Genomic DNA, 22,542 nt, shown 5'->3' on the forward strand with positions numbered 1-22,542 from the left:
GTGTATTTAATAAAACAGTCACCAATCTTAATATCTAGAGTTGATGACTGAATTTAGTGAAAATTAGGCTAGCCGCGGATAGGCATCCGCAATCGCATCGCCCGTAAACTGCGCTACCCAGCCTTCCGGGTTATCGAAAATACGGATTGCCGTGAAGTTCGGCTCTGAGCCCATATCAAACCAGTGCGGCGTTCCCGCTGGCACGGAAATCAGGTCGTTTTTGACACACAGCACCTGATAAACCTGGTCGTCGATGTGCAGGCAAAACAGCCCGGCACCTTCGACGAAGAAACGGACCTCATCTTCACCATGCGTGTGTTCGTTAAGGAACTTCGCGCGCAGGGCCTCTTTCTGCGGGTTATCCGCACGTAGGCTGATAACATCCCAGCTCTGATAACCTTTCTCAGCCACCAGCTTGTCGATGGCGTGCTGATAAGCCTCGATCACCACCTCTGGTGCGGGATCGCGACCTAAATCGCGGTCGGCTTCCCAGCGTTCAAAACGCACGCCGCGCGCGTTGAGCTTCGCGGCAATATCAGCGGCGTCGGTGCTGTGCCACAGCGGCTCGCGGGTCTCGGTTTCAGAATAAATCGTTAATGCGCTCATGAAGGGATCTGCTCCGGATTAATCTCGTCGAATTGATGCACCTGATGATGGTGGCTCGCGCCGTCTTCATCGCCGCGAATCAGCTGTAGGGTGCGAAAACCAGCTTGTTCAGCGGCGTCCAGCTCCTGATGAATGTCGGAGAGGAACAGGATCTGCGAGGGGGCAACGCCAATCTGTGTCGCGATGTTCTGATAAGACTGAACCTCGCGCTTGGCACCGATGTGGGTGTCAAAGTATCCGCTGAACAGATGAGTAATATCACCTTCGTCGCTGTAGCCAAATAACAGTTTTTGCGCAGCAACGGAGCCAGAGGAATAAACATAGAGATCAATCCCTTGCGCTTTCCATTTTTCGAGCGATGGCAAAACGTCCGGGTAAAGTTGACCGGTGAAGTCACCGTTCACGTAGCCGTCCTGCCAGATAATGCCTTGCAGGGCTTTCAACGCGGTTGATTTACGATCGTCGTCCATAAAGGCAAACAGCGTGTCGATAAGTTCGCTGATGCTGGCGTGCGGCGCGCCAATTTCATCACGCAGATTGTCCAGAATGGATTTCACCGGCTCGGCGTAAAGCTGTGCGGTGACAAACCCCGCCAGCCGCTCGCGCGCATAGGGAAACAACACATTGTGAACAAAACGAATATCGCTGGTGGTGCCTTCAATATCCGTCACTATCGCGCGAATCATAATCTCTCCAGTTGTCGTAAACGCATTTCGCATTCAAATAAGAATTCCAGACCTTCCAGGTGACGGCGGGCCTCGGCCACGTCGCGTCCCCAGCAGGTTAAGCCATGGCCGCGCAGAAGAAAACCATAATTAAGTATCGTTTCCTGGGCGTAATGGGCGATTCGCGCGGCGAGGGCGTCAATGTCCTGGTCATTATCGAACACCGGAATCGTCACGGTATCGAGATGCGAGGTTTGCCCGGTGAGGGATTTCTGCATTTCAAAGCCGCTGATGTGCAGTTCTGGCGTTTTGGTCAGGCGCGACAGCACTGTGGCGTTGACGGTATGAACGTGCAGCACCGCATTGGCCTGCGGGAACAGGCGATAAATCAGCGTATGCAATCCCGTTTCCGCCGAAGGCTTGCGACCGGACGGTGCGCGGTTGCTGGCGATTTCGACCTGTAGAAAATCGTCGGTCGTCAGGCTGCCTTTGTCTTTACCCGATTCGCTGAGCCAACAAAGATGGTCATCCTGACGAATGGACATATTGCCGCCGGTCGCCGGAGCCCAGCCTTTTGCGCCAATCCAGCGGCAGGCATCGACCAGTTGTGTGAGTTGCAGGTTGTCTGTCATTTCCTTTTACCTCTGTCGGCCAGGAATATTCATATGATTTAGACGTCTAAGCGTCTTGATTGCCAAAGACTAACATCGTGTTATAGTGGCAGCAACATAAGTATTACACGCAGGCACCGCATAATGAGCAATAACCCGTTGATTCCGCAAAGCAAACTGCCCAACCTCGGCACGACGATTTTCACGCAAATGAGTGCATTAGCGCAGCAGCATAATGCGATTAACCTTTCACAAGGTTTTCCGGATTTTGACGGGCCGACATATTTGCAGGAGCGTCTGGCGTATCACGTGTCGCAGGGCGCGAATCAATACGCCCCAATGACCGGTGCGCAATCGCTGCGTGAAGCGATTGCCGATAAAACGGCTGAGCTTTACGGCTATAAACCCGATGCCAACAGCGAAGTGACGGTGACGGCTGGGGCGACCGAAGCGCTGTACGCGGCCATCACCGCGCTGGTGCGTACCGGCGATGAAGTGATTTGCTTTGATCCGAGCTACGACAGCTACGCGCCTGCCGTTGAGCTTTCTGGTGGGGTGGTAAAAAGAATCGCGCTTCAGCCGCCGCATTTTCGCCCGGACTGGCAGGCTTTTGCGGCCCTGCTGAGCGATAAAACGCGTCTGGTTATCCTGAACACGCCGCATAATCCGTCGGCGACCGTGTGGCAAAAAGCCGATTTTGCCGCGCTGTGGCAGGCCATTGCCGAACGTGAAATTTACGTTCTGAGCGATGAGGTCTACGAACATATCTGTTTTGCGAAAGAGGGGCACGCCAGCGTGTTGGCGCATCCGCAGCTGCGCGAGCGCGCGATTGCGGTTTCATCATTTGGCAAAACCTATCACATGACCGGCTGGAAGGTGGGTTATTGCGTAGCGCCTGCGGCTATCAGCGCGGAACTGCGCAAGGTACATCAGTATTTGACGTTTGCCGTCAATACCCCGGCGCAGCTGGCGCTGGCGGATATGCTGCGCGCAGAGCCGGAACACTATCGTGAGCTGCCGGAATTTTACCGCGCGCGACGGGATCTGTTTGTGAATGCCTTGAGCGCCAGCCGTCTGGAGATATTGCCGAGTGAAGGAACCTATTTTCTGCTGGCGGACTACAGTGCGATTTCCAGTCTGGACGATGTGAGCTTTTGCCAGTGGTTAACCAAAGAAGCGGGCGTAGCGGCCATTCCATTATCGGTATTTTGCGCCGATCCTTTCCCGCATAAGCTGATTCGTCTTTGCTTTGCAAAACAGGAATCGACGCTGCTGGCAGCGGCAGAGCGCCTGAACGTGTTGTAATTATTTTACCGTCCAGCCTTCTGAATAACGACGGTCTGCAAACAGTTCAAGCAGACCGTTGATTTGCTTCAGACGCAGCACTTCGTCGCTGTCCATTCCTAGCTCTTTACCAATTTTCTCGTCATCCCAGTCAAGCAGAGACAGTTCCCGCACGATCTCAGACATGGCGTTGATTTGATGGCGTCCACGTGCGCGGTTGTGGCGAATCGTCGCGGCCATACGGTCGAACTTCTCCTGCCTTTCTTTGCGCAGACAGGTCACGGGCAAATAGCCTTTAAGTTGCCGCCTTAATGTTGCTTTACTTTTCCCGATTTCATGACGGTGAAAGCCATCGATAATTTCGTAATGATGGGGCTCGTTTTCGGACACCACGATAGGTTGCGTGAAGCCATCTAACTCAAGGGATTTACTCAGAAGCCGTTTTTCGGGCGGGGCAACGTTATTCGGGTTGTAATCGTTGGCGGTGATATCGTCCTGTTTAATCCACAGCACACAGTCGACGGGTTGATCGCGAAAAGGACTTAGCTGGTGAATAGCCTGGCGCAAAGCATTTATGGCCTCAATGCGCTCCGCGTCAGGTAAAGCTGAAAGATAACATTCCATCGCGCTTATGATTCTTTGCATAATATTCCCCATTCCTTGCGTTTATTTTTCATGCGTTCATTGTAGCGTTGATAATGGTTTGGTTTATTTGGGCTAAAAGAAAGCGCCCGACACCAATAATCGTTATTCAGTAGCACTTTGCAAATTCGCCGCCATGACGGAATATCTTTTGAGCCAATATCACCCGTTTGCGTGTCAGGAATATCGGTCATTCCTTTCTTTTGATACCAGTGTAAATAAACAGCAATTTTATTACGATAATGCTCTGCGGTAGTTTGCGGCATGCTGTCCAGTAGCAGCATGGCATATTGATACCAGCAGAGGTGATCGGGTTTGAGTAGTTTTCGATGGCCATAAAAGTGATTATCGTGGCCCGCATAGATACCGCCGCTTCTGACACCGCTGACGCGCTCGCACATCGCTGCCCAGCGTTCGGGCTCAACAACATGATACAGCCACAATCCTTGCCGTTGCTCCGGGCCAAAGGGTTCGCAGATGCGCATGTAACGGGGCGGTACACCGGCCTGATACATCAGGTTGTACAATGGGTTATAGCAACACTTCGTTTTAGCAAACCACGTCCAGATATCTGCCGTTTTCCAGTCATATATCGGATAGACATACCAGGCATGCCCGCCCGGAGCCATGCTGGTCCAGGGCTTATCATCGGCAAAACGCTGTTTGCGCGCGTTGGCTATAGTGAGGAAACGGTTATAGGACTCGTCAGCTCGAATGCCGATCAACACGGCGGCAGGCCGTTGTTCGGCAAACCAGTCAGAAAAGGCTCTGACAAAGGCTTCAAAGGTCATTCCCTGCTGATAAAAATCAAAAAAATTCGGGTCGGTTATCGCGTCTTCTGGCGGTTGTCGAACCCAGTTTGTACCGGGCTCCCAACACTGCCACTCGGGTTGATATTGGGAAAGGGCATTTTGGGTGGTTAACGGCAGGGCAACCCAAAAAAAACGATCGATGACATCGCTATATTGCCTCCGCATCGTTTCGACATGTTCGATAGTGCAGGAAAACTGTGCTTCCCAGTCGATAAACAAAACGCTTATTTTCTTGTTTTGCTTTCGTGCAATTTGCGCGGTCAGGTGAAGCATGATGGTCGAGTCTTTACCGCCAGAAAAAGAGACGCAAACCTGAGGTAAATTCTCAAGTGTCCATTCTATTCGTTCAACTGCAGCCTCAAGAACATTTAGTACAAGGGGATATTTGTATATTGACATGAACAATCGCTTCCTGGGTAATCAATACCGGATGGGTCACCGTCAATGATGAGTAAGCATACTATTCATGAAAAGCGTCACAGATAAAAGTAAAAAATAGTAATTATTTTAATCTATGGGGATTTGAGTAATGAAATCAGAAAAGGCCTTGCTATTGAGCGATGCGCGGTTATACAACATGAAAACTTGCGGTTGCGGTAATTCAAAAGGCATGGCGACTTTTTTAAGATTAAACACTGAAGCGTATGTTTCGAATATGGGAAGGGGAATGTAGCCAATTAAATCAGATGCGCTAATAATATTGATTATTGAAATGAATGAGTCGCTACGAAACGCAATTGTCCTTTCAGGCAACAATGGCAAGATTGATGTCTGAAACTCTTGTACACCTGGCTCGTTACTGGCCATTTGCGTGTGCTTTTCTGCCAGCATTTGTTCTTTTGTGATGCTATCACCAATACGAGGGTGATCCATTCGGCAGACCAATACCATCTTTACCGATCGAAACGGAGTACAGACGATTGAGCGGTTGCTGACAGGGAAAAGTGTAAACACCATGTCTGCCTTACGGTAGGCAAGTAAATCCTCGGCTGCTTCAGCAGAAACAGTTATATCATATTGTTCTATATCGAAACTTTCTCTTTCAATAAGTAACAACAGAGGATTGAGCAATCTCCCCGGCGTAATAATCTGTGGGCCATAGATGATGAATTTTTTGGTCAGATCAGATGCATGGGTAATGTTGATGGTTTGCTCTAACTGATTTAGATTTTGCTCAAGATGGATGTGGAGATTGGTCCCTACGGTAGTGGGTGTAATTCCCTTCCCAGAACGGATAAACAGAGGGTCATTAAGCTGATTACGTAACCGTTGTAGCGACTGACTGACGGCTGGGGGGGTGATGTGTAAGGTTTCTGCAGCTTTACTGATGCTGAGATGTTGGTAGATGCATTCGAATATGACTAAAAGATTGAGATCGAATTTTTTAAGGTCGTAAAGATTAGCCATAGTTCATCCTGAGTGTGTTGTGGTTATAGTTATCACATACATGGTAACTATAGATGGAAGTTAACCATTCACAATCCTTTTGTGATGCTTAACTTAAATCTGCATAAATTCTGACTTAATATATCATGGCTGTGGATTATTAAAATAGTGCCAGAAAAGGAGTTTAATTATTTTAATTCTCTAAAGGTCGGTTTGAGGGGTTGAATTACAAGTATCGTTAATGTACTGGCCATCCTGCATTACGAAATTCAATTTATCATGGTTATGAAATGTCATACCCGGTTGTCGTCATTTAAATCTGTCCTTGGGTAATAGGTGACGCCGCGCTTATCGCTACGCATCCCCCGCTTTGACTGGCACTGAATGGTCCCGCGACGTTTGGTTTGCGAGTTCTGGAATGTCCTCTTATCAAAGTTGTAAGGTTTGACTGATTGATTTGATAAATCGAACGCATTAGCCCTATCAATGAAAGTTAGTTACCTTAGCTCACAACGAAAACACGGAGGAAGTACAGATGTCTTTGATTAACACCAAAATTAAACCTTTCAAAAACCAGGCGTTCAAAAACGGCGAATTCATCGAAGTCACCGAGAAAGATACCGAAGGCCGCTGGAGTGTGTTCTTCTTCTACCCAGCTGACTTTACCTTCGTTTGCCCGACTGAACTCGGCGATGTGGCAGATCATTATGAAGAGTTGCAGAAGCTGGGCGTAGACGTTTATTCCGTTTCTACCGATACCCACTTCACCCACAAAGCGTGGCACGGCAGTTCCGAAACCATCGCTAAAATCAAATACGCGATGATCGGCGACCCAACCGGTGCCCTGACCCGTAACTTCGAAAACATGCGTGAAGATGAAGGCCTGGCCGACCGTGCCACCTTTGTTGTTGACCCGCAGGGCATTATCCAGGCCATCGAAGTGACCGCTGAAGGTATCGGCCGCGACGCATCTGACCTGCTGCGTAAAATTAAAGCCGCTCAGTATGTTGCTTCTCACCCAGGCGAAGTGTGCCCGGCGAAGTGGAAAGAAGGCGAAGCGACACTGGCTCCATCTCTGGATCTGGTCGGTAAAATCTAAGTTTTTTTGCCCGTCAATCAATGGGCGCATATGCGCCCATTTCATTCCAACACCATGATGCAAGTTGCATTCAGGCTGCCTTTATAAGGCAACTTGCATGATGACGTTTTTAGAGAGGGAAGAATAATGCTCGACACAAACATGAAAACCCAACTTAAGGCTTACCTTGAGAAACTGACCAAACCGGTTGAGCTTATTGCCACACTGGATGACAGCGCGAAATCGACAGAGATCAAAGAACTGCTGGCGGAGATTGCTGAACTGTCACCGAAAGTGACCTTTAAAGAAGACAACAGCCTGCCGGTGCGTAAACCGTCTTTCCTGATTACCAACCCAGGATCTGACCAGGGGCCTCGCTTTGCGGGCTCGCCACTGGGACACGAGTTCACCTCGTTGGTGCTCGCGCTGCTGTGGACCGGCGGTCATCCGTCGAAAGAAGCCCAAACGCTGCTCGAGCAGATCCGCGATATCGACGGTGATTTTGAGTTTGAAACCTATTACTCGCTCTCGTGCCATAACTGTCCGGACGTGGTGCAGGCGTTAAACCTGATGTCGGTGTTGAACCCGCGCATCAAACACACTGCGATTGACGGTGGCGTGTTCCAAAACGAAATCACCGATCGCAATGTGATGGGTGTCCCGGCTGTGTATCTGAACGGCAAAGAATTCGGCCAGGGTCGTATGACACTGACGGAAATCGTCGCGAAAGTGGATACCGGTGCGGAAAAACGTACCGCTGATGAGCTGAACAAACGTGATGTTTACGATGTACTGATCGTGGGCTCTGGCCCGGCAGGCGCGGCGGCTGCGGTATATTCTGCACGTAAAGGCATCCGCACTGGCCTGATGGGCGAGCGTTTTGGCGGCCAGGTTCTGGATACCGTGGATATTGAAAACTATATCTCCGTGCCAAAAACCGAAGGCCAGAAACTGGCGGGCGCACTGAAAGCGCACGTAGATGATTATGACGTCGATGTGATCGACAGCCAGAGCGCCAGCAAGCTGGTACCGACTGCGGTTGAAGGCGGTTTACATCAGATTGAAACCGCATCAGGTGCGGTGCTAAAAGCCCGCAGTATTATCATCGCCACTGGCGCAAAATGGCGCAATATGAACGTGCCGGGCGAAGATCAGTATCGTACGAAAGGTGTAACCTATTGTCCGCACTGCGACGGCCCGCTGTTTAAAGGCAAACGCGTGGCGGTGATTGGCGGCGGTAACTCCGGCGTCGAAGCGGCAATTGACCTCGCGGGTATCGTTGAACACGTTACGTTGCTTGAGTTTGCGCCAGAGATGAAAGCTGACCAGGTATTGCAGGATAAAGTCCGCAGCCTGAAAAACGTCGATATCGTGCTAAACGCGCAGACAACGGAAGTGAAAGGCGACGGCAGCAAAGTGACCGGGCTTGAATACCGTGACCGCGTGAGCGGCGACGTTCACAGCGTGGCGCTGTCAGGCATCTTCGTTCAGATTGGGCTGCTGCCAAACACGACCTGGCTGGAAGGTGCGATTGAGCGTAACCGCATGGGCGAAATCATGATTGATGCCAAATGCGAAACCAGCGTGAAAGGTATTTTTGCGGCGGGCGATTGCACCACTGTACCGTACAAACAAATTATCATTGCGACCGGCGAAGGTGCAAAAGCATCCCTGAGCGCGTTTGATTATCTGATTCGCACCAAAATTGCATAATAAAAGAAAGTAAGGCTACACCTGCAATGTGAAGAGGCTACCGGTTGGTAGCCTCTTTTTTTTATCTCACGACCATCACCGGGATATGCGTGTGGCGAATGACGCTCGACGCATTAGATCCTAAGAGATGGGTGCTGATAGAGGGATTGCGCGAGCCGATAACGACCACATCCGCTTTTAATTCGTTCGCCATTTCATTGACCGCATCACGCACGCTGCCGAAGCGAACGTGGGTTTTAATGCGCGAAGGATCGATGCTGAAGTGCCCGACCATCGTTTGCAGGCGCGCCTCCGCTTCGTGTTGCAGATGCTCCTCAAAGCGACGGACGTCGGCGGCAAAACGATGCAGACTCAGGCTGGCGGAGCCTGGCAGCACGTGGATAAGATGAATGATGCCATCCTGCTGCGCCAGGAATTCGGCGTGGCGCACGGCCTTATCGCTCAGTTCCATTTCAAAAACATCAACCGGCATAATGATTGTCTGATACATACCCGTTTCTCCTTGTTTAATAACGCTGAATGTATTCAAACATAAAATATTATCGGTTTCTGCTATCTGTCAGGCAGTTTTTCACGTTGTGGCATTTTTTTACTTATCTTTGCGCAGGAATGCGCGGAAGAGGGGTTACCAGTGGCGCTCAAGATACAGCACGGCCATGACGATGATCGCCAAAAAAATGAAATAAACCAGCGTAATGCCAAGTATCTCATTCATGACCGTCCCCGCGGCACCGAAACGGATTAAGCCTGGATTAAGGCGTTTTTGAGCGATATAGGAAAGATGGGTGAAATTACGGAAAGAGGATGCAGCTGCATCCTCCGGGCAAAGCGGTGTTCGCTTCTTCAGATGGGATTAACGAAGGTAATCGCCTGCTGATTCTGGCTGGTAAAGCAGTTCCAGCACCTCAAGATGCGCAGAAGTACCGCCGGGTAAATCCCAGTGGATCGTGTCGCCGGTACGCAGCCCCAGCAAAGCGGCACCCACGGGCGCAAGGACCGAAAGCTGCGTGCTGCTGTCGGTCATTTGTGCTGGGTAGACCAGCGTGCGGGTGCGTTCTTCACCGCTGGTGAGATCGCGGAATTTTACCTGGCTGTTCATGGTGACGACGTCATGCGGCATCGACTCAGCCGTACACATTTGCGCGCGGTCCAGTTCTGCGTTTAACGCTTCAGCAACAGGCAGCGACGCAAATGCGGGTTTCTCCAGCAGACGGTCGATACGTTCTGCATCGAGTTCATTAATGATAATGGTGGGTCTGGACATTTATTACTCCATGTCTTTAGTGCTGCGTGTCGCGCAGAAACCAATCCAAAAGAAAACCCTCGCCGTCTGGCAGCGAGGGTTTTATCTCTCATGATGATACTGGCTGAGCACGCAAGTTTGAAGTGATGAATGTCACATTCATCGTGCAGATGAATTTTAGGTGAAAAACGTGATGGTTCTCAGATTTGCAGTATGCTTTTTAAGCGCCCCGTTGGGCGACTATCCGTTTTCTGTGTTCCTTTTCAGGAGATCTCATGAGCGATTACGACAAACTTACCTTGAAAGACGGCAGTTATTTGCATTTCAAAGACTGGGGCAGCGGGCAGCCCGTGGTGTTTAGTCACGGCTGGCCTTTAACCGCCGATGCCTTTGAAGATCAAATGTTGTATCTGGGGTCGAAAGGCTTTCGCGTGATTGCCCATGACAGACGCGGGCATGGGCGTTCCGCGCAGTCCTGGGATGGGCATCATATGGATCAGTATGCCGATGATTTAGCCGAGCTGACGGCGCACCTTAATCTGAAAGATGCGGTGCATGTGGGCCATTCCACCGGCGGTGGCGAAGTCGCGCGCTACATTGGCCGTCACGGCACCGAACGTGTCGCCAAAGCGGTGCTGATTAGCGCCGTGACGCCGATTATGGTCAAAACGGACTTCAACCCTGAAGGGGTACCGAAAGAGGTTTTCGACGGTATCCGCGAGGGCGTGGTAAACGATCGTGCGGCTTTCTTTTATGAACTGACCGCCGCTTTTTATGGTTATAACCGTGCTGGTGCTAAAGAGTCGAAAGCGGTGCGGGAGAGCTTTGTTGAGCAGGGGCTCCAGGGCTCTATCAAGGCGTTGTACGATTGTATCAAAGCCTTTTCGGAAACCGACCTGCGCGAAGATCTGAAAAAAATGACTATTCCGACGCTGGTGATCCACGGTGATGATGACCAAATCGTGCCGTTTGAGACCTGTGGCAAAGTGGCGGCGGAGATCCTGCCGAATGCCGAGCTAAAAGTCTATCCAGGCGGATCCCACGGGATTTGCGCCACCCATAAACACCAGATTAACGACGACCTGCTGAAATTTATTCAGTCCTAATTTTTAACGGATTGCGCTACGCTGATCCTCTTGATTCAGGGGGATGAGCGAAGCGTCATTCAGCCTGATTTTTCACTTAGAGAGCGCTATGTATTTTTATCAGCCTGAGCAGGGACACGGCCTGCCACACGATCCCTTAAATGCCATCGTTGGGCCACGGCCTATCGGGTGGATTTCCAGCCAGGATAGCGAGGGGCGACTCAATCTTGCCCCGTACAGCTTCTTCAACTGTTTTAACTATCGCCCGCCCATTATTGGTTTTTCCAGCAATGGCTGGAAAGACAGCGTGCGCAACATTGTTGAGACCGGGGAGTTTGTCTGGAACCTGGCGACGGTTGACCTGGCGCAGGCGATGAATGAAACCTCCGCCACGCTCCCGCACGAAGAAGATGAGTTTTCCTTTGCCGGGTTAACGCCTGGCGCAAGCCGTGTGGTGAAGGCCCCGAGAGTGGCAGAAAGCCCGGTGAATTTTGAGTGTCGACTCTCTCAGTGCATCCAGCTCACGGGCGCAGACGGAACGCCTATCGAAACCTGGCTGGTACTGGGTGAAGTGGTGGGCATTCATATCCATGACTCGCTGCTGGAAGAGGGGATCTACCAGACCGCCAAAGCCAACCCGATTCTGCGTGCTGGTGGTCCGTCGGCATACTATTCGATTAGCGACGCTCAGCGTTTCGATATGGTGCGCCCGGATGCGCGCAGAGGCTAATATGCACACCCCCACAATCCCCGCCGATCAGCAGTTTTTTGCCGACCTGTTGGCCGGGCTGGTATTGAATTCACAGCAGTTGGGACGTGTATGGTTTGCCCATCGTCCCACGCTTTTGCCTGAGGGCGCTTTTAGCGTGGAATGGCCACGGCTCGACGTGGTGCTGCGGGGTGAATACGGCAATCGGCTTATTGCCGAGCAAAAATCGCTTATGCAGGGTGAGATGCTGTTTCTTCCGGCCCGCAGTGCCAGCGTGCCGATATTTGATAAACCAACCATGCTGCTGAGTATCGTTTTTGCGCCGTCCTGGCTTGGCCTGCTGTTTCACGATGCCCGCAGCGGTGAGTCAGTCTATCCGCAGCGTAACATTGAGCTGCCGCACCCGGAGCGCGGCGAACGAACGGCAATGCTGATGGCGCTGACGCACCTTAGCGCGTCGCCGCAGGATCAGGCGATTATTCAGCCGCTGGCGTTGAGCCTGCTGCACTGGTGCCGCAAGGTGGTGTCGACGCTTCCCGAACCGGGGCTGTCGCGTGGGGATTTTCTCTATCAGAGCGTGTGCAACTGGGTGCAGGATCATTATGCCGGGCCGATTTCTCGGGAGAGCGTTGCCGCCTTTTTCAATATCTCGCCCAATCATCTGTCGCGATTGTTTTCCCAGCAGGGGAGCATGAGCTTTGTCGATTACGTGCGCTGGGTGCGAATGGGCAAGGCGAGAACGATTTTGCAGAAATATCATCTGCCCGTTGGTGAGGTGGCAAAGCGGTGTGGTTTCCCTGACAGCGACTATTTTAGTCGGCTATTCCGGCGTCAGTTTGGCGTGACGCCGGGGGAATATCGTGCGCGATTTCAGTAATCTTAAAGAATCAGTTCGGCGTTAAGCAACTCCAGAATGCTCTCTGGCGTGTTAGCAGAAAATAACGTCTCCCGGAACGTCTTATTCACCAGCTTGCGCGCCAATTGGGAGAAGACCTTCACATGGTTCATCCCCTCCTGCGTCCCCAGGGTCAGCATGATCACCAGTTCGACTTCGCCCATATCGGATTCCCAGTCTATCGGCCTCGCCAGACGGGCGATACTGATGCTGGAGTGGCGTATCCACTGAGATTTGGTGTGCGGAATCGCGACGCCAAAGCCCACGGCGGTGGTGACAATTTCTTCACGCTGCCAGAGATCTTCTTCCAGCTCGATTGGGTTTTCGGTTCGCCCGTGGATCGCAAGGTTGCCGCACAGGAATTGAAGCACCTGCTCTCGGGAGGCGAGCGGCTCATCCATCACGATATTTTCCAGCGCCAGCAGCGGACGGGCGGGCTCTTGCGGCGTGAACTCGGTGAGAAGGGTTTCTATCTCCTCGGCGCTGCGACATTCGCAGGCTTTATCGGCCAAAGCCCGACACGCACTGCTTTCAAGATGACGCAGCTGCGCCTTCACGGCAGGGATGCGCGGACCGCTCATACTGAATTCGTCGAGGCCTAAGCCCAACAGCAGCGGCAGATAACGACGCTCTCCGCCCAATTCTCCGCAAATCCCAACCCATTTTCCGTGCCGATGGGCGGCAGTCACGATTTGGCGCACCATGCGTAAAAATGAGGGCGCAATGGGATTATACAGCGGTGACACGCGCGGATTATTACGATCGACCGCATACAGATACTGGGTCATATCGTTTGAGCCAATGCTGAAGAAATCCACCTCGTCGCAGAAGTGATCGATGATAAAGCACACGGAGGGCACTTCGACCATGATGCCCAGCGGCAGATGCGGGGCGTGACGTAAACCCTGCGACTTCAGTTCGTCCTGAACCTTTCTCAGCTCTTGTTTGACCCACAGAATTTGATCGAGGCTGTGAACCATCGGGATCATCAGCAGCGCATTGCCGCTGGCCCCTGCACGTAAAATGGCGCGCAGCTGGGTGCGGAAAAGCGCAACGAATTCCGGATAGATGCGCACCGCACGATACCCCAGGAAGGGGTTTTCTTCCTGCGGGAGCGGGATATAAGGGATCTGCTTGTCACCCCCGATGTCCATCGTGCGAAAGATAACCGGTTTGCCCTCCGCTGACAGTAACACCTGCTGGTAGGCTTCGAACTGCTCCTGTTCGTCCGGCGCGGCGTCGCGGTCCATGTACAGCATCTCGGTGCGAAACAATCCCACGCCCTGAGCGCCGCAGGCAAAGGCGCCGGGCGCTTCCAGCGCACTACCGATGTTGGCGGCGATATCCACGGCGATCTGGTCTTTTGTCATCGCGGGCAGGCCGGCATCTTTACTCTGCTGCTGATGAGCTTTGTCGGCGAGACGCTGAGCTACGCCGTAGTATTGGCTAACCGCGGCATCGGGTTCTACCACCAGTACGCTGCAAACGCCGTCGAGAATAACGTTCTTGCCAACCGTTGATGCCAAAGCGGCCACCGTTAATCCGCTCAGTACGGGAACCGACGCGGCGCGTGCCAGAATTAACGTGTGCGAAGTGCGGCCCGTTTTTTCCAGCACCATGCCCTTGAGCTGGCGGGTGTCGAGGCTCAGAAACTGGCTGGGCGTGAGGTCGTCAGCCAGTAGAATGGTCGGCGCATTCAGGACAAACGTTGTGGTTTGCTCAAGCTCTGGCCAGGTAATACTGAGCAGCTGTTCGCTGATGTCGCGGATATCACTCGCCCGCTCGCGAAGGTAGTCGCTGGCTGACAGGGACAGCTTTTGGCAAATATGGTCCATGTTGCGGATGATGGCATCCGCCAGGCTCAGACGCTCCTCGCCCATCAGACGGCGAATATTGCCGCCAAACTCGTCATCCTGGATCAGCGAAAGATGGGCGCTGATGATGGTTTTGCTTTCGCCTCCCAGTCCGCGCAACTGCTGGTTTAAGCGATCGGCCAGCGTCGCCAGGCTGTGCTCCAGCCGCGTCGTATCTTCCGGGCTTGCCGGATGCTGGCGATAGCGTTGCAGATTATTGCTCTCAAAGCGTTGCAGAGTGCCTGCACCAATGCCGCTGGCGAGGGTAATGGCCTGTTGCAGATGGGGATTGAGCCGCACCAGCGAGCGGGGAAGGGGATGCGCCACGTGCGGTGCATCGCCGGACGGAATGCTGTCGCTGTCGATAAAGCTCACATTGAGATATTGCTCAAGCGCGCGCCTGGCCTGCTCTTCGTCGCTGCCGCTAATTTCAAGTATGCAGCTGTCGTTAAACAGCGTACCGGTGCTGATCAGCGCGAGCGAGCTTTTGGCATCGGCCTGGCTGCTCAGGCGGTTGTTGATAAAACGAATATCGCTGCGCCAGGCGCTGCATTGCTCTTTCAGCGCCCAGGCCGGACGGGCGTGTAGCCCATTCGGCAGCGGGCAGAAAAATTCAATCGATAACATACTACCTCCGTTTAGCGCGAGATCAGCACCTGAAGTCCGTCAGATGATTCACGGTCTCACGATTCAAACATGCCGCCAGTGCAACCAGCAGCTGGTGGGTTTGGTGAATATCCTGGACGTCAGCAATCGATGCCGCACAGTGCCCGTGCCGGGTCGGCGGGCCCAGTACAACCGTCGGGACGCCGGTACCTGAAAGATGAACGGCCCCGCCGTCGGTACCGCCGTTGCTGAACATGTCTTTTTGCAGCGGAATACTCAGGGTGTGGGCCACTTTCTCAACGAAAGCGGCCAGCTTAGGCGGCGCAATCAGCGACTTGTCGTACAGCACCAGCATAGGGCCTGCGCCAATCTGGCGATGGTTGGCGCAGCCGTAGTCAAAGTTTTTTGACCAGCAGGCGGTATCCAGCACCAGGGCGATATCGGGGTTAATCATCCTGCTCGCCGTTTGCCCGCCGCGCAGTCCTACCTCTTCGCTGGAGCTGGCAACCAGCCACAGCTCGCAACCCAGCGGGGCTTTGTGCAGTTCGCGCAGCAGCGTTATCAGCAGAAAGCAGCCAAGGCGATCGTCAAACGCTTTTCCCATTATGCGGTTGTGGGGCAGGGCGTTAAACCGCGTGTCGAAGGTGACGCGATCGCCTGCGTCAACGCCAGCGGCGAGAACGTCCTCTGCGCGAGTTGCGCCAATATCCACGCGCAGATTCTCAACGGTGTCACCTTTTGCCTCGCCGTCCAGCAGGCCGGCGATTTTGCGCCCGTCGCGCGTGGTAATGCGTACCGGTTGCAGCGTGCGGGCTTTCATCCGCACGTTGCCAATCGGCAACACGTCAATTGCGCCTTCACGCGAAATGCTGCGCACCATAAAGCCGACTTCATCCATGTGCGCGCAAACCATGACCTTGGGTCCGCTGCTTTGATTAACGCGGATCAGTACCGAGCCCAGTCCATCGAACTGCACCTCTTTATCGTATTTACGGGCCTCTGCGAGCAGGATGTCGCGCACCTCTTGCTCCGAGGCGGCAATGGCATCCGCCTCGCTCAGGGCGCGTAATAATTCCATATCCATCAGATCTCTCCCGTCATTAGCAGCCTTTTTGGCATGGTGTAGAGCACGTCGGCCCCAGACTCCGTGACCAGCACGACATCTTCGATCCGCACGCCGCCCTGGCCTTCGAGGTAAATACCGGGCTCTACGGTTAGCAGCATACCGGGCTGTAACGGCGTGGCGTCGGTAGGCGAAAAGCGCGGGTTTTCATGTACGTCGATACCGATGGCGTGGCCAGTATTGTGACCAAACTGAGCGCCGAAGCCTGCGCGCTCAATAATCGTGCGGGCGGCTCGGTCGACCTGATGGCAGGCCACGCCGGGGCGAATGGCGTCGATGGCCGCCAGCTGCGCCTCCAGCACCGTTTGATAAACCGCGTACAAAGGATGCGCCTGCGGCGTGGCCTCGTGCCCGGCAACGAGGAACGTTCGGGTCATGTCCGAGCAATATCCCTGATGCTGCGCGCCAAAGTCGAGGGTGATGAGCTCGCCTGCGGCAATGACTTTGTCGGAGGCTTTCCCGTGTGGGAGTGCGCCACGCGACCCGCTGGCAACAATCGTATCGAACGAGGGCTTATCCGCGCCCTGCTGTTTCATGAACCACTCCAGCTCGGCGGCGACATCGCGCTCCCGCATGCCCGGCTGGATGAAACGGCGTATGTGCTGCGCGGTACTATCGGCAATCCGACAGGCCGCGCGGATTCGCAGAATCTCATCAGCGGTTTTAATCTGCCGCAGGGCGTCAAGCGAGACGCTGCAAAGCTTCGCGCTAAGCGCGTCGCGCCATTGACTGCCGGTATGCCAGCTAACATGCTCGCCCTCAAACCCTAACGTGCGCAGGTTTTCCTGTGCGATAAGCCCGTTTAGGACCGTGAAAAACGGGCAATCGGCGCTCAACAGGTGCATTTCGTACCCGGTGATACGTGAGGCGATATCGCTGTAGTAGCGAAAATCCGTCAGGATATGCGCATGCTGACGCGTGACCAGCACGTAACCAGAACCGGTGGAAATACCCAGATGCGGCTGCTTATTCTGACGCGAGGCGATCAGAATGCCGTCCAGATTCTCCGCTGCCAGCAAGTCGCGAAGCGTTGTCAGTAATCCCATCTCAACCTCCCTTACAGCGCGTCGATAGACAGTTTTCCGCGCTTATGCATGCTGTTGCGGATCAGCACCACCAGTAGGGCGGTGATCACGGCTCCCACCACAATACTGAGCATATAAGCCCCAAGGTTGGTGACCAGCGGCCAGGCCCAGATGGCTGATTCAGGGAACCACTGTACGACACCGAGCGCGGTGGCCGTCATCGCCCCGGCGATGGCTCCGGTCATGTACGCAGGTAGCGTGGCGAGCGGGTTTTCCAGCAGGAACGGAATGGCACCTTCGCTGATCCCCATAAACGCCAGGAACATTGCCGTTTTACCCTGCGGATACAGCTGCGGGCTGAACAGGCGTTTGCCGGTCAGACGATGGTCGATAAGCGTGGCGAGGCCCAGACCAATCGGCGGGATAACAATGGCCACGGCGCGTGAGGTGATCGGCAGAACATGATCGGTAGTCAAACCAAGCCCAACGAAACCGGCCGCTTTGTTGATGGGGCCACCCAGGTCAATGGCGGTTGCCGCCGCCATGCCGATGGCATACATCATCGAACCGGCCTGACCTGCGGCCAGTAATAGCGTGCGCATCCCGCCGTTCAGCCAGCCGCCGATTGGGGTGATGATGTAGTACATCGCCAGCATCACGAACAGGGCGGAAAGGATCGGGATCAGGAAGGTGCTTTTAAAGGCCAGCAGATACTGGGGCACGCTGATTTTGGTGTTCAGCCATTTGACCAGATAACCCGCGGCGATAGCGATAATCAGCGCGCCGATAAAGGTCGATGGCACAGGCTTAGTAGCAAGCCAGGTGAGTTTTTCAGGATCGAAATTCAGCACCAGCGTGGGCTGGGTGGAGACCAGTCCGCCGATGAAGCCCGCCGGGAAGGCCAGCTTGCCGCCGATGGAGTTCGCCACGAAGGCGGAGAACATCGGAATGGCGAAGCTGAATAGCAGCCCGCCGAAGGATTCCGTCAGATAGCCAAACTTCAGCACTGACAGGTTAAAGCCGGTGAATTTGCCGGAGTTCAACGCATCCATGATGCCGGTGTCGGGCGGGATTTCCAGCCAGACGTAGGCAATGAGCTGAGAAATCGCGAGGATCACCCCGCCCATAATGAGCGTCGGCACCATGCGGGAGATCCCCGACATAATGTGCTGAGGAAGCTCTTTCCAGAAGGTACTGCCCGTTGCCACTGGCGCGGGTTTTAGCACCAGCGTATCGCCCTCGTGACCGTCCGAGCGAACCGCACTGCGTTTTTTAATTGCCATGACGAAGACCCCTGAGTTGGAGAATGATTATTGTTGTTCTGCCGCAATCATGTCTTCGATGTCCTTCAGGGTGCCCGCCGCATTTTTAATGGCGTCCTGAAGTGAGATTTCGTATACATCGCGGGTCTCAAAGCGTTCGTTATCTTCCGGGGTGATGGCGATGGCGTGAATAATGATATCCGCCGTGGCGATATCCTCTGCGGTGAGACGATTTTGGATCCCGTCTGCGCCCTGGGTTTCAATTTTCACTTCGTAGCCTGCTTCTACGGCAGCGTCTTCCAGCGCCTGAGCCGCCATAAAGGTATGCGCCAGACCCATTGGACATGCGCATAACGCAATCAGTTTTTTAGCCATGTGAAATTCCTCCTGTGGTTGATACCGCGATTATGGCGGGGAGGTTTCATCCGTGTTTACCGGATAAATGATGCAATGGCTGGAGAGATGATGCGAGAAATCGGAAGTGTGACGGTCATCGTACTATAAGGGAACGGGATGAAACGCCGGGCACAGGAATGCCCGGCACAGGCTTAATAACCGACTTTATCGATAACAAACTGCTTGCCGCAGTTGCCCGGATGCGGCTGAGGCGCGAATGAGGCCGATGACAGTGGAGCGTTAATGGTCGCCGCCTTCAGTGATATTTGCATTTCAGTCAGGTAAGCGGGATTGCCCTGGCAGGTAAGTTTGACCGCTTTCACGCTGTCTTGTCCCCAGCTTTTCGCGATGGCTTTGTCGACGTCCCGACGGGTGACGGTTTTACCGTAGTTATCGGCAAGGAATCCCCCCAGCGGGCTCGCTTTTACACTCTGATTCAGGCGAACCATCGTGCCAAAATAGGCATCGGGATCGAAACCGAAACAGACCCCGTGTTTGGCATATTCATAACGTTCAAGACAGGAGTTCCCACCCGCGCCTGACATTACGCTGCTGAGTTTGGCGGCGGATTCCAGCGAAAGCCCGGTTTCTGCTGCGGCGCATTTACGACTGGCTTTGGCTTCAGGCATATTCGGAATGGGGCGCGTAGCGCAGCCAAAACGCATCCAGCGACGCTCATCGACACCGCGAGAAGAGATAGATTTCGGCAGGCCAGGCCACAGTCCATGGACAGTGAGGAAATCCGTTTTGTTGTCGCTCTCTTTTTGCAAACGGCACTCGTCGGGTTCGTTACGGTTGCGATCGTGCATGCTTTGGCAAAATCCGGTCTGCCAGGACAGGGCCAGAACATAGCGATCAAAATCGCCATACTGTGTCGCCTGGAGGGGAGCGGCATGGGCAGATAAAGCGCAAAAGCCGAGTGCTATCGCGCTGAAACGAGTAACGAATTCCTTCCTGAACATTTGAATTCCTGATGATTTAAGGCAAATTTATTCCAGGAACTTATTAAAGCACAAAAAGCGCCCGTAGGCGCTTTTTGCAGGAGCGTTTAGCGCTTAGTGAGCCACGGTACCCGGGACCAAAATCTCGGTCGCAACGATCACAATCACCAGACCTACAAGCACAGGCACAGAGGTGCGTTTGACGACCTCAAACGGTGAGATTTTCGCCATACCCGCTACCGCAACCACCACACCTGAAACCGGCGAAATGGTACGGCCCAGGTTAGAGGCTTGCAGCATTGGAATGGAGAGGTAGGCCGGGTTGATGCCGGAGGAGTGAGCCAGTTTTGGGATCATCTCCACGAAGGCATAAAACGGCGCGTTCCCGGAGCCGGTGGTCATCGCGGCCAGCATGGTCAGGATCACCAGTACCAGCATCAGTATGATGCTTGCGGAACCAAACGAGGTGGCAATAGAAATCAGGCTCTGAATAAAGCCGATGGTGCTGAGGCCTTGAGCAAAGACCCCGGCGGCAACCAGCAGCATGACCACGCCTGCAAAGGCATCTGCCATCCCGCGATACGCCACTTCCAGGCCTGAGAAGACTTTTTGCGTATTGAAGCCGCGTACAAATTCCAGAATGGCCGCTGCCAGCATACAGATAACTAAAATCGTAATGATGTGCAGTTGCGGGCCCCATTTACCGTCAAAAATCAGCACGCCGATGATAGGCGTGAACGGCAGGATGGCGTAGAACGACGGGGCGTCGGTGGTGATTTCGCTGACGTCGAGCATCTCATGGCTGATATTTTCTTTTTTATCGAGATACTTCTGCCAGAAATAGTGCGCCACCGCCATGCCGATAATCGCGGCAATAGAGATAGGCAGCGTCGTTTTAAACGCAAAGTCGATCAGCGGCATTTCTGCGGCTTTTGCGGCCAGAACCACATCACCAGAGGTGGGGGAGAGAATGATGGCCGCCGGAGAGGCGCAAATCGCCGCCGCTGCACCACGGCTGATACCGACATTCACCATTACCGGGAACAGCGTCGCCATCAGCAATACGCCAAGACCGGTTGCCGAGGAAACCGCCAGCGACATCAGGCAGGCCACAAAATAGGCGGCAATCATCAGAATGTAGGGGGAATTAATATATTGCAGCGGTTTTGATGCCAGCTTTACCACCATATCGTTAGCACCAATATGGGTCATGTAAGCCGCAAAACCACAAAGCATCATAATCATCATGCCGAGATCGCCACCGCGACTCATCAGCAAGATTTTGATGTACTCCACAATGTCGGTTGCAGAATAGCCGGTGCTTTCGGCACTGGCGGGTAATATTTTGTGCCCCATGAGCGCGCTGGCAATCAGCAGTACCAGCCCACCGACGAAAAGGACTCCGGTGGCCGAATAGCCTTTGATGATATAGCGTGCGACGCCGACAATGACGACAACTCCCATGAGGAGTTCGATAAACGTAAGCATGGTTTCCCCTGTACGTGCACTCCCCAGAGAGCACGGAAAATCAAAAAAATGAAGGGTGAGAATGTGCCGAATAAATGGGCAGTGATTGCTGATTAAAATCAACAAATCGACTACTAAGGTAGACGTCAGCAATATTTTGCCATTGCCGTGCCATTTATGTCACCTCAGTATTGACCACAACAATAAATATTATATGTCATAGGTATGAAGATTAATTGTTATTGATGTTCGATGGTTTTATCAATGAACGGATTAATAACGTAAAACTGTTTAAAATTGCTTTAATTTCAGCAAGCCCTGTTCCTATACTCGGGCTCCTCTAGTCATTTGACGACGCCACTATGTACGCCAACTGGACCTACCGCCTGCGCTTTCTCAAAAAGCATCTGTTGATGTTTTTGTTAGCCTTTGGCTGGTTGCTGATCCAAAGCCAGGTTGCGGTGGCATCGCATGATTGCACTCTCGATCTTCGGGGCGAAGTCGCCATGATCCAGCATATGGACATGATGGCAAAACCCGTTTCCCATGATAAGGGCGACGTTTCCCCACTCTGCGAAAAGCACTGTGTGCCGGATCGGGCGCAAACGGATACGCCACATCCGCAGTTGGTTGCACTGCCTGTCGCCATGACGCTCAGTTTAGCCGCCCCGGAATGTCGTCAGACGCCACACTCCGCATGGTCACTTACCCCCCCTTCAGTAGGGCCTCCGGCAACGATTCGTTTTTGCCGGTTCCGGGAGTAGAAATCTGTTAATTCGTTGAATTTATTTTTAATTAACGTTTAACAGGAGTTTTATTATGCGTGCTTTATTTTTCTCTGCGCTTACGGGCGTGCTGTTTTCTCTTTTCTCGCTTTCCATTCAGGCTAACGATCCGTCCACTACAGCTGCGCGCTGGCAGGGGCAGGGCGAAGTCCTGGAAATTTCCCCGCCAAACATTGTCCTTAAGCATCAGGCGATTCCCGAGCTGAAGTGGCCCGCGATGACCATGCCGTTTGCCCTTGCCACCAACGTTAAGACAGCCTCGTTTAAGACTGGGGACCGCGTCACGTTCACACTTGAGCGGGCGGGTGACGGCTTTCAGATAATCGCCCTGACACCGCTGAATTAAGCGAGGACA

General features: G+C 53.3%; 24 protein-coding genes. 8 read left to right on the top strand and 16 right to left on the bottom strand.

Annotated elements, in window-relative coordinates:
- Positions 1 to 63 precede the first annotated feature (63 nt).
- Genes AC6EMZ_RS01720 through AC6EMZ_RS01730 form a run of 3 tightly spaced genes read right to left on the bottom strand, consistent with a single transcriptional unit; the run spans position 64 to position 1,903 of the window.
- On the bottom strand, positions 64 to 606 hold the full coding sequence (locus AC6EMZ_RS01720) for a 1,2-dihydroxy-3-keto-5-methylthiopentene dioxygenase (protein ID WP_498400683.1): 543 nt from the start codon (positions 604 to 606) through the stop codon (positions 64 to 66).
- Positions 603 to 1,292: an acireductone synthase gene (gene mtnC / locus AC6EMZ_RS01725; RefSeq protein ID WP_498400684.1), complete on the bottom strand. Its 690-nt coding sequence runs from the start codon at positions 1,290 to 1,292 to the stop codon at positions 603 to 605. The genes AC6EMZ_RS01720 and mtnC overlap by 4 nt, the downstream gene beginning before the upstream one ends.
- The gene (locus AC6EMZ_RS01730; protein WP_498400685.1) at positions 1,289 to 1,903 is read right to left on the bottom strand and encodes a methylthioribulose 1-phosphate dehydratase; all 615 of its coding nucleotides are present in this window, start codon (positions 1,901 to 1,903) and stop codon (positions 1,289 to 1,291) included. Before AC6EMZ_RS01730 ends, mtnC begins: the two co-directional genes overlap by 4 nt.
- A 123-nt stretch (positions 1,904 to 2,026) precedes the next feature.
- Here AC6EMZ_RS01730 and AC6EMZ_RS01735 point away from each other — a divergent pair, with 123 nt between their 5' ends.
- Positions 2,027 to 3,187 (top strand): pyridoxal phosphate-dependent aminotransferase, encoded by a 1,161-nt coding sequence (locus AC6EMZ_RS01735; RefSeq protein WP_498400686.1) that lies wholly within the window; start codon positions 2,027 to 2,029, stop codon positions 3,185 to 3,187.
- On the opposite strand, the gene AC6EMZ_RS01740 is transcribed toward AC6EMZ_RS01735, so the two are convergent.
- From AC6EMZ_RS01740 to citR, 3 genes are all read right to left on the bottom strand, one after another.
- Entirely contained in the window at positions 3,188 to 3,811 is a 624-nt protein-coding gene (locus tag AC6EMZ_RS01740; protein WP_498400688.1) for an IbrB-like domain-containing protein, read from the bottom strand.
- Positions 3,796 to 5,019 (bottom strand): phosphoadenosine phosphosulfate reductase, encoded by a 1,224-nt coding sequence (locus tag AC6EMZ_RS01745; RefSeq protein ID WP_498400689.1) that lies wholly within the window; start codon positions 5,017 to 5,019, stop codon positions 3,796 to 3,798. The genes AC6EMZ_RS01740 and AC6EMZ_RS01745 overlap by 16 nt, the downstream gene beginning before the upstream one ends.
- 108 nt (positions 5,020 to 5,127) lie before the next feature.
- On the bottom strand, positions 5,128 to 6,027 hold the full coding sequence (gene citR / locus AC6EMZ_RS01750; protein WP_498400690.1) for a DNA-binding transcriptional repressor CitR: 900 nt from the start codon (positions 6,025 to 6,027) through the stop codon (positions 5,128 to 5,130).
- A 514-nt stretch (positions 6,028 to 6,541) separates the two neighbouring features.
- Between citR and ahpC the strand changes: the two genes are divergently transcribed.
- Positions 6,542 to 7,105: an alkyl hydroperoxide reductase subunit C gene (gene ahpC / locus AC6EMZ_RS01755; protein ID WP_470395121.1), complete on the top strand. Its 564-nt coding sequence runs from the start codon at positions 6,542 to 6,544 to the stop codon at positions 7,103 to 7,105.
- Positions 7,106 to 7,231: 126 nt separating this feature from the next.
- On the top strand, positions 7,232 to 8,797 hold the full coding sequence (ahpF, locus tag AC6EMZ_RS01760; protein ID WP_498400692.1) for an alkyl hydroperoxide reductase subunit F: 1,566 nt from the start codon (positions 7,232 to 7,234) through the stop codon (positions 8,795 to 8,797).
- Between the two features lie 61 nt (positions 8,798 to 8,858).
- Here the strand turns inward: ahpF and uspG are convergent, their stop codons facing one another.
- The 3 genes from uspG to rnk all read right to left on the bottom strand — a co-directional run bounded on the left by uspG (position 8,859) and on the right by rnk (position 10,061).
- Positions 8,859 to 9,287: a universal stress protein UspG gene (uspG, locus tag AC6EMZ_RS01765; RefSeq protein ID WP_498400693.1), complete on the bottom strand. Its 429-nt coding sequence runs from the start codon at positions 9,285 to 9,287 to the stop codon at positions 8,859 to 8,861.
- Between the two features lie 135 nt (positions 9,288 to 9,422).
- Positions 9,423 to 9,512 carry a small membrane protein YldA gene (yldA, locus tag AC6EMZ_RS01770; protein WP_498400694.1) on the bottom strand — a complete coding sequence of 30 codons (90 nt, stop codon included), beginning with the start codon at positions 9,510 to 9,512 and terminating at the stop codon, positions 9,423 to 9,425.
- 138 nt (positions 9,513 to 9,650) lie between these two features.
- Complete coding sequence (gene rnk, locus AC6EMZ_RS01775; RefSeq protein WP_498400695.1) at positions 9,651 to 10,061, bottom strand: nucleoside diphosphate kinase regulator; 411 nt, start codon at positions 10,059 to 10,061, stop codon at positions 9,651 to 9,653.
- 254 nt (positions 10,062 to 10,315) lie between these two features.
- On the opposite strand from rnk, the gene AC6EMZ_RS01780 reads away from it, so the two are divergent.
- The 3 genes from AC6EMZ_RS01780 (at position 10,316) to AC6EMZ_RS01790 (ending at position 12,711) form a co-directional block, all read left to right on the top strand.
- Positions 10,316 to 11,146: an alpha/beta fold hydrolase gene (locus AC6EMZ_RS01780; protein ID WP_498400696.1), complete on the top strand. Its 831-nt coding sequence runs from the start codon at positions 10,316 to 10,318 to the stop codon at positions 11,144 to 11,146.
- 88 nt (positions 11,147 to 11,234) lie between these two features.
- A complete protein-coding gene (locus tag AC6EMZ_RS01785) occupies positions 11,235 to 11,855 on the top strand; it encodes a flavin reductase family protein (protein ID WP_498400697.1) in 621 nt (206 codons plus the stop codon).
- A 1-nt stretch (position 11,856) separates the two neighbouring features.
- Entirely contained in the window at positions 11,857 to 12,711 is an 855-nt protein-coding gene (locus tag AC6EMZ_RS01790; protein WP_498400698.1) for a helix-turn-helix transcriptional regulator, read from the top strand.
- A 2-nt stretch (positions 12,712 to 12,713) separates the two neighbouring features.
- Here the strand turns inward: AC6EMZ_RS01790 and ptsP are convergent, their stop codons facing one another.
- From ptsP to dcuC, 7 genes are all read right to left on the bottom strand, one after another.
- Positions 12,714 to 15,209, bottom strand: coding sequence for a phosphoenolpyruvate--protein phosphotransferase (gene ptsP / locus AC6EMZ_RS01795; protein ID WP_498400699.1), 2,496 nt, complete (start codon positions 15,207 to 15,209; stop codon positions 12,714 to 12,716).
- 22 nt (positions 15,210 to 15,231) lie between these two features.
- Complete coding sequence (gene ypdE, locus AC6EMZ_RS01800; protein ID WP_498400701.1) at positions 15,232 to 16,272, bottom strand: aminopeptidase; 1,041 nt, start codon at positions 16,270 to 16,272, stop codon at positions 15,232 to 15,234.
- Positions 16,272 to 17,357: an aminopeptidase gene (ypdF, locus tag AC6EMZ_RS01805; RefSeq protein WP_498400702.1), complete on the bottom strand. Its 1,086-nt coding sequence runs from the start codon at positions 17,355 to 17,357 to the stop codon at positions 16,272 to 16,274. Before ypdF ends, ypdE begins: the two co-directional genes overlap by 1 nt.
- Before the next feature lie 11 nt (positions 17,358 to 17,368).
- Positions 17,369 to 18,619: a PTS fructose transporter subunit IIC gene (locus tag AC6EMZ_RS01810; RefSeq protein ID WP_498400704.1), complete on the bottom strand. Its 1,251-nt coding sequence runs from the start codon at positions 18,617 to 18,619 to the stop codon at positions 17,369 to 17,371.
- 27 nt (positions 18,620 to 18,646) lie between these two features.
- The gene (locus AC6EMZ_RS01815; protein ID WP_498400705.1) at positions 18,647 to 18,973 is read right to left on the bottom strand and encodes a PTS fructose transporter subunit IIB; all 327 of its coding nucleotides are present in this window, start codon (positions 18,971 to 18,973) and stop codon (positions 18,647 to 18,649) included.
- A gap of 173 nt (positions 18,974 to 19,146) precedes the next feature.
- The gene (gene rna / locus AC6EMZ_RS01820; protein ID WP_498400706.1) at positions 19,147 to 19,956 is read right to left on the bottom strand and encodes a ribonuclease I; all 810 of its coding nucleotides are present in this window, start codon (positions 19,954 to 19,956) and stop codon (positions 19,147 to 19,149) included.
- Between the two features lie 93 nt (positions 19,957 to 20,049).
- A complete protein-coding gene (dcuC, locus tag AC6EMZ_RS01825) occupies positions 20,050 to 21,423 on the bottom strand; it encodes an anaerobic C4-dicarboxylate transporter DcuC (RefSeq protein WP_498400707.1) in 1,374 nt (457 codons plus the stop codon).
- A 341-nt stretch (positions 21,424 to 21,764) separates the two neighbouring features.
- On the opposite strand from dcuC, the gene AC6EMZ_RS01830 reads away from it, so the two are divergent.
- Complete coding sequence (locus AC6EMZ_RS01830; protein WP_498400708.1) at positions 21,765 to 22,166, top strand: hypothetical protein; 402 nt, start codon at positions 21,765 to 21,767, stop codon at positions 22,164 to 22,166.
- Between the two features lie 55 nt (positions 22,167 to 22,221).
- On the top strand, positions 22,222 to 22,533 hold the full coding sequence (locus AC6EMZ_RS01835; protein ID WP_498400709.1) for a copper-binding protein: 312 nt from the start codon (positions 22,222 to 22,224) through the stop codon (positions 22,531 to 22,533).
- The last annotated feature ends 9 nt before the right edge of the window (positions 22,534 to 22,542 follow it).

It is taken from the genome of Enterobacter sp. SCRI0065 (assembly GCF_059766475.1).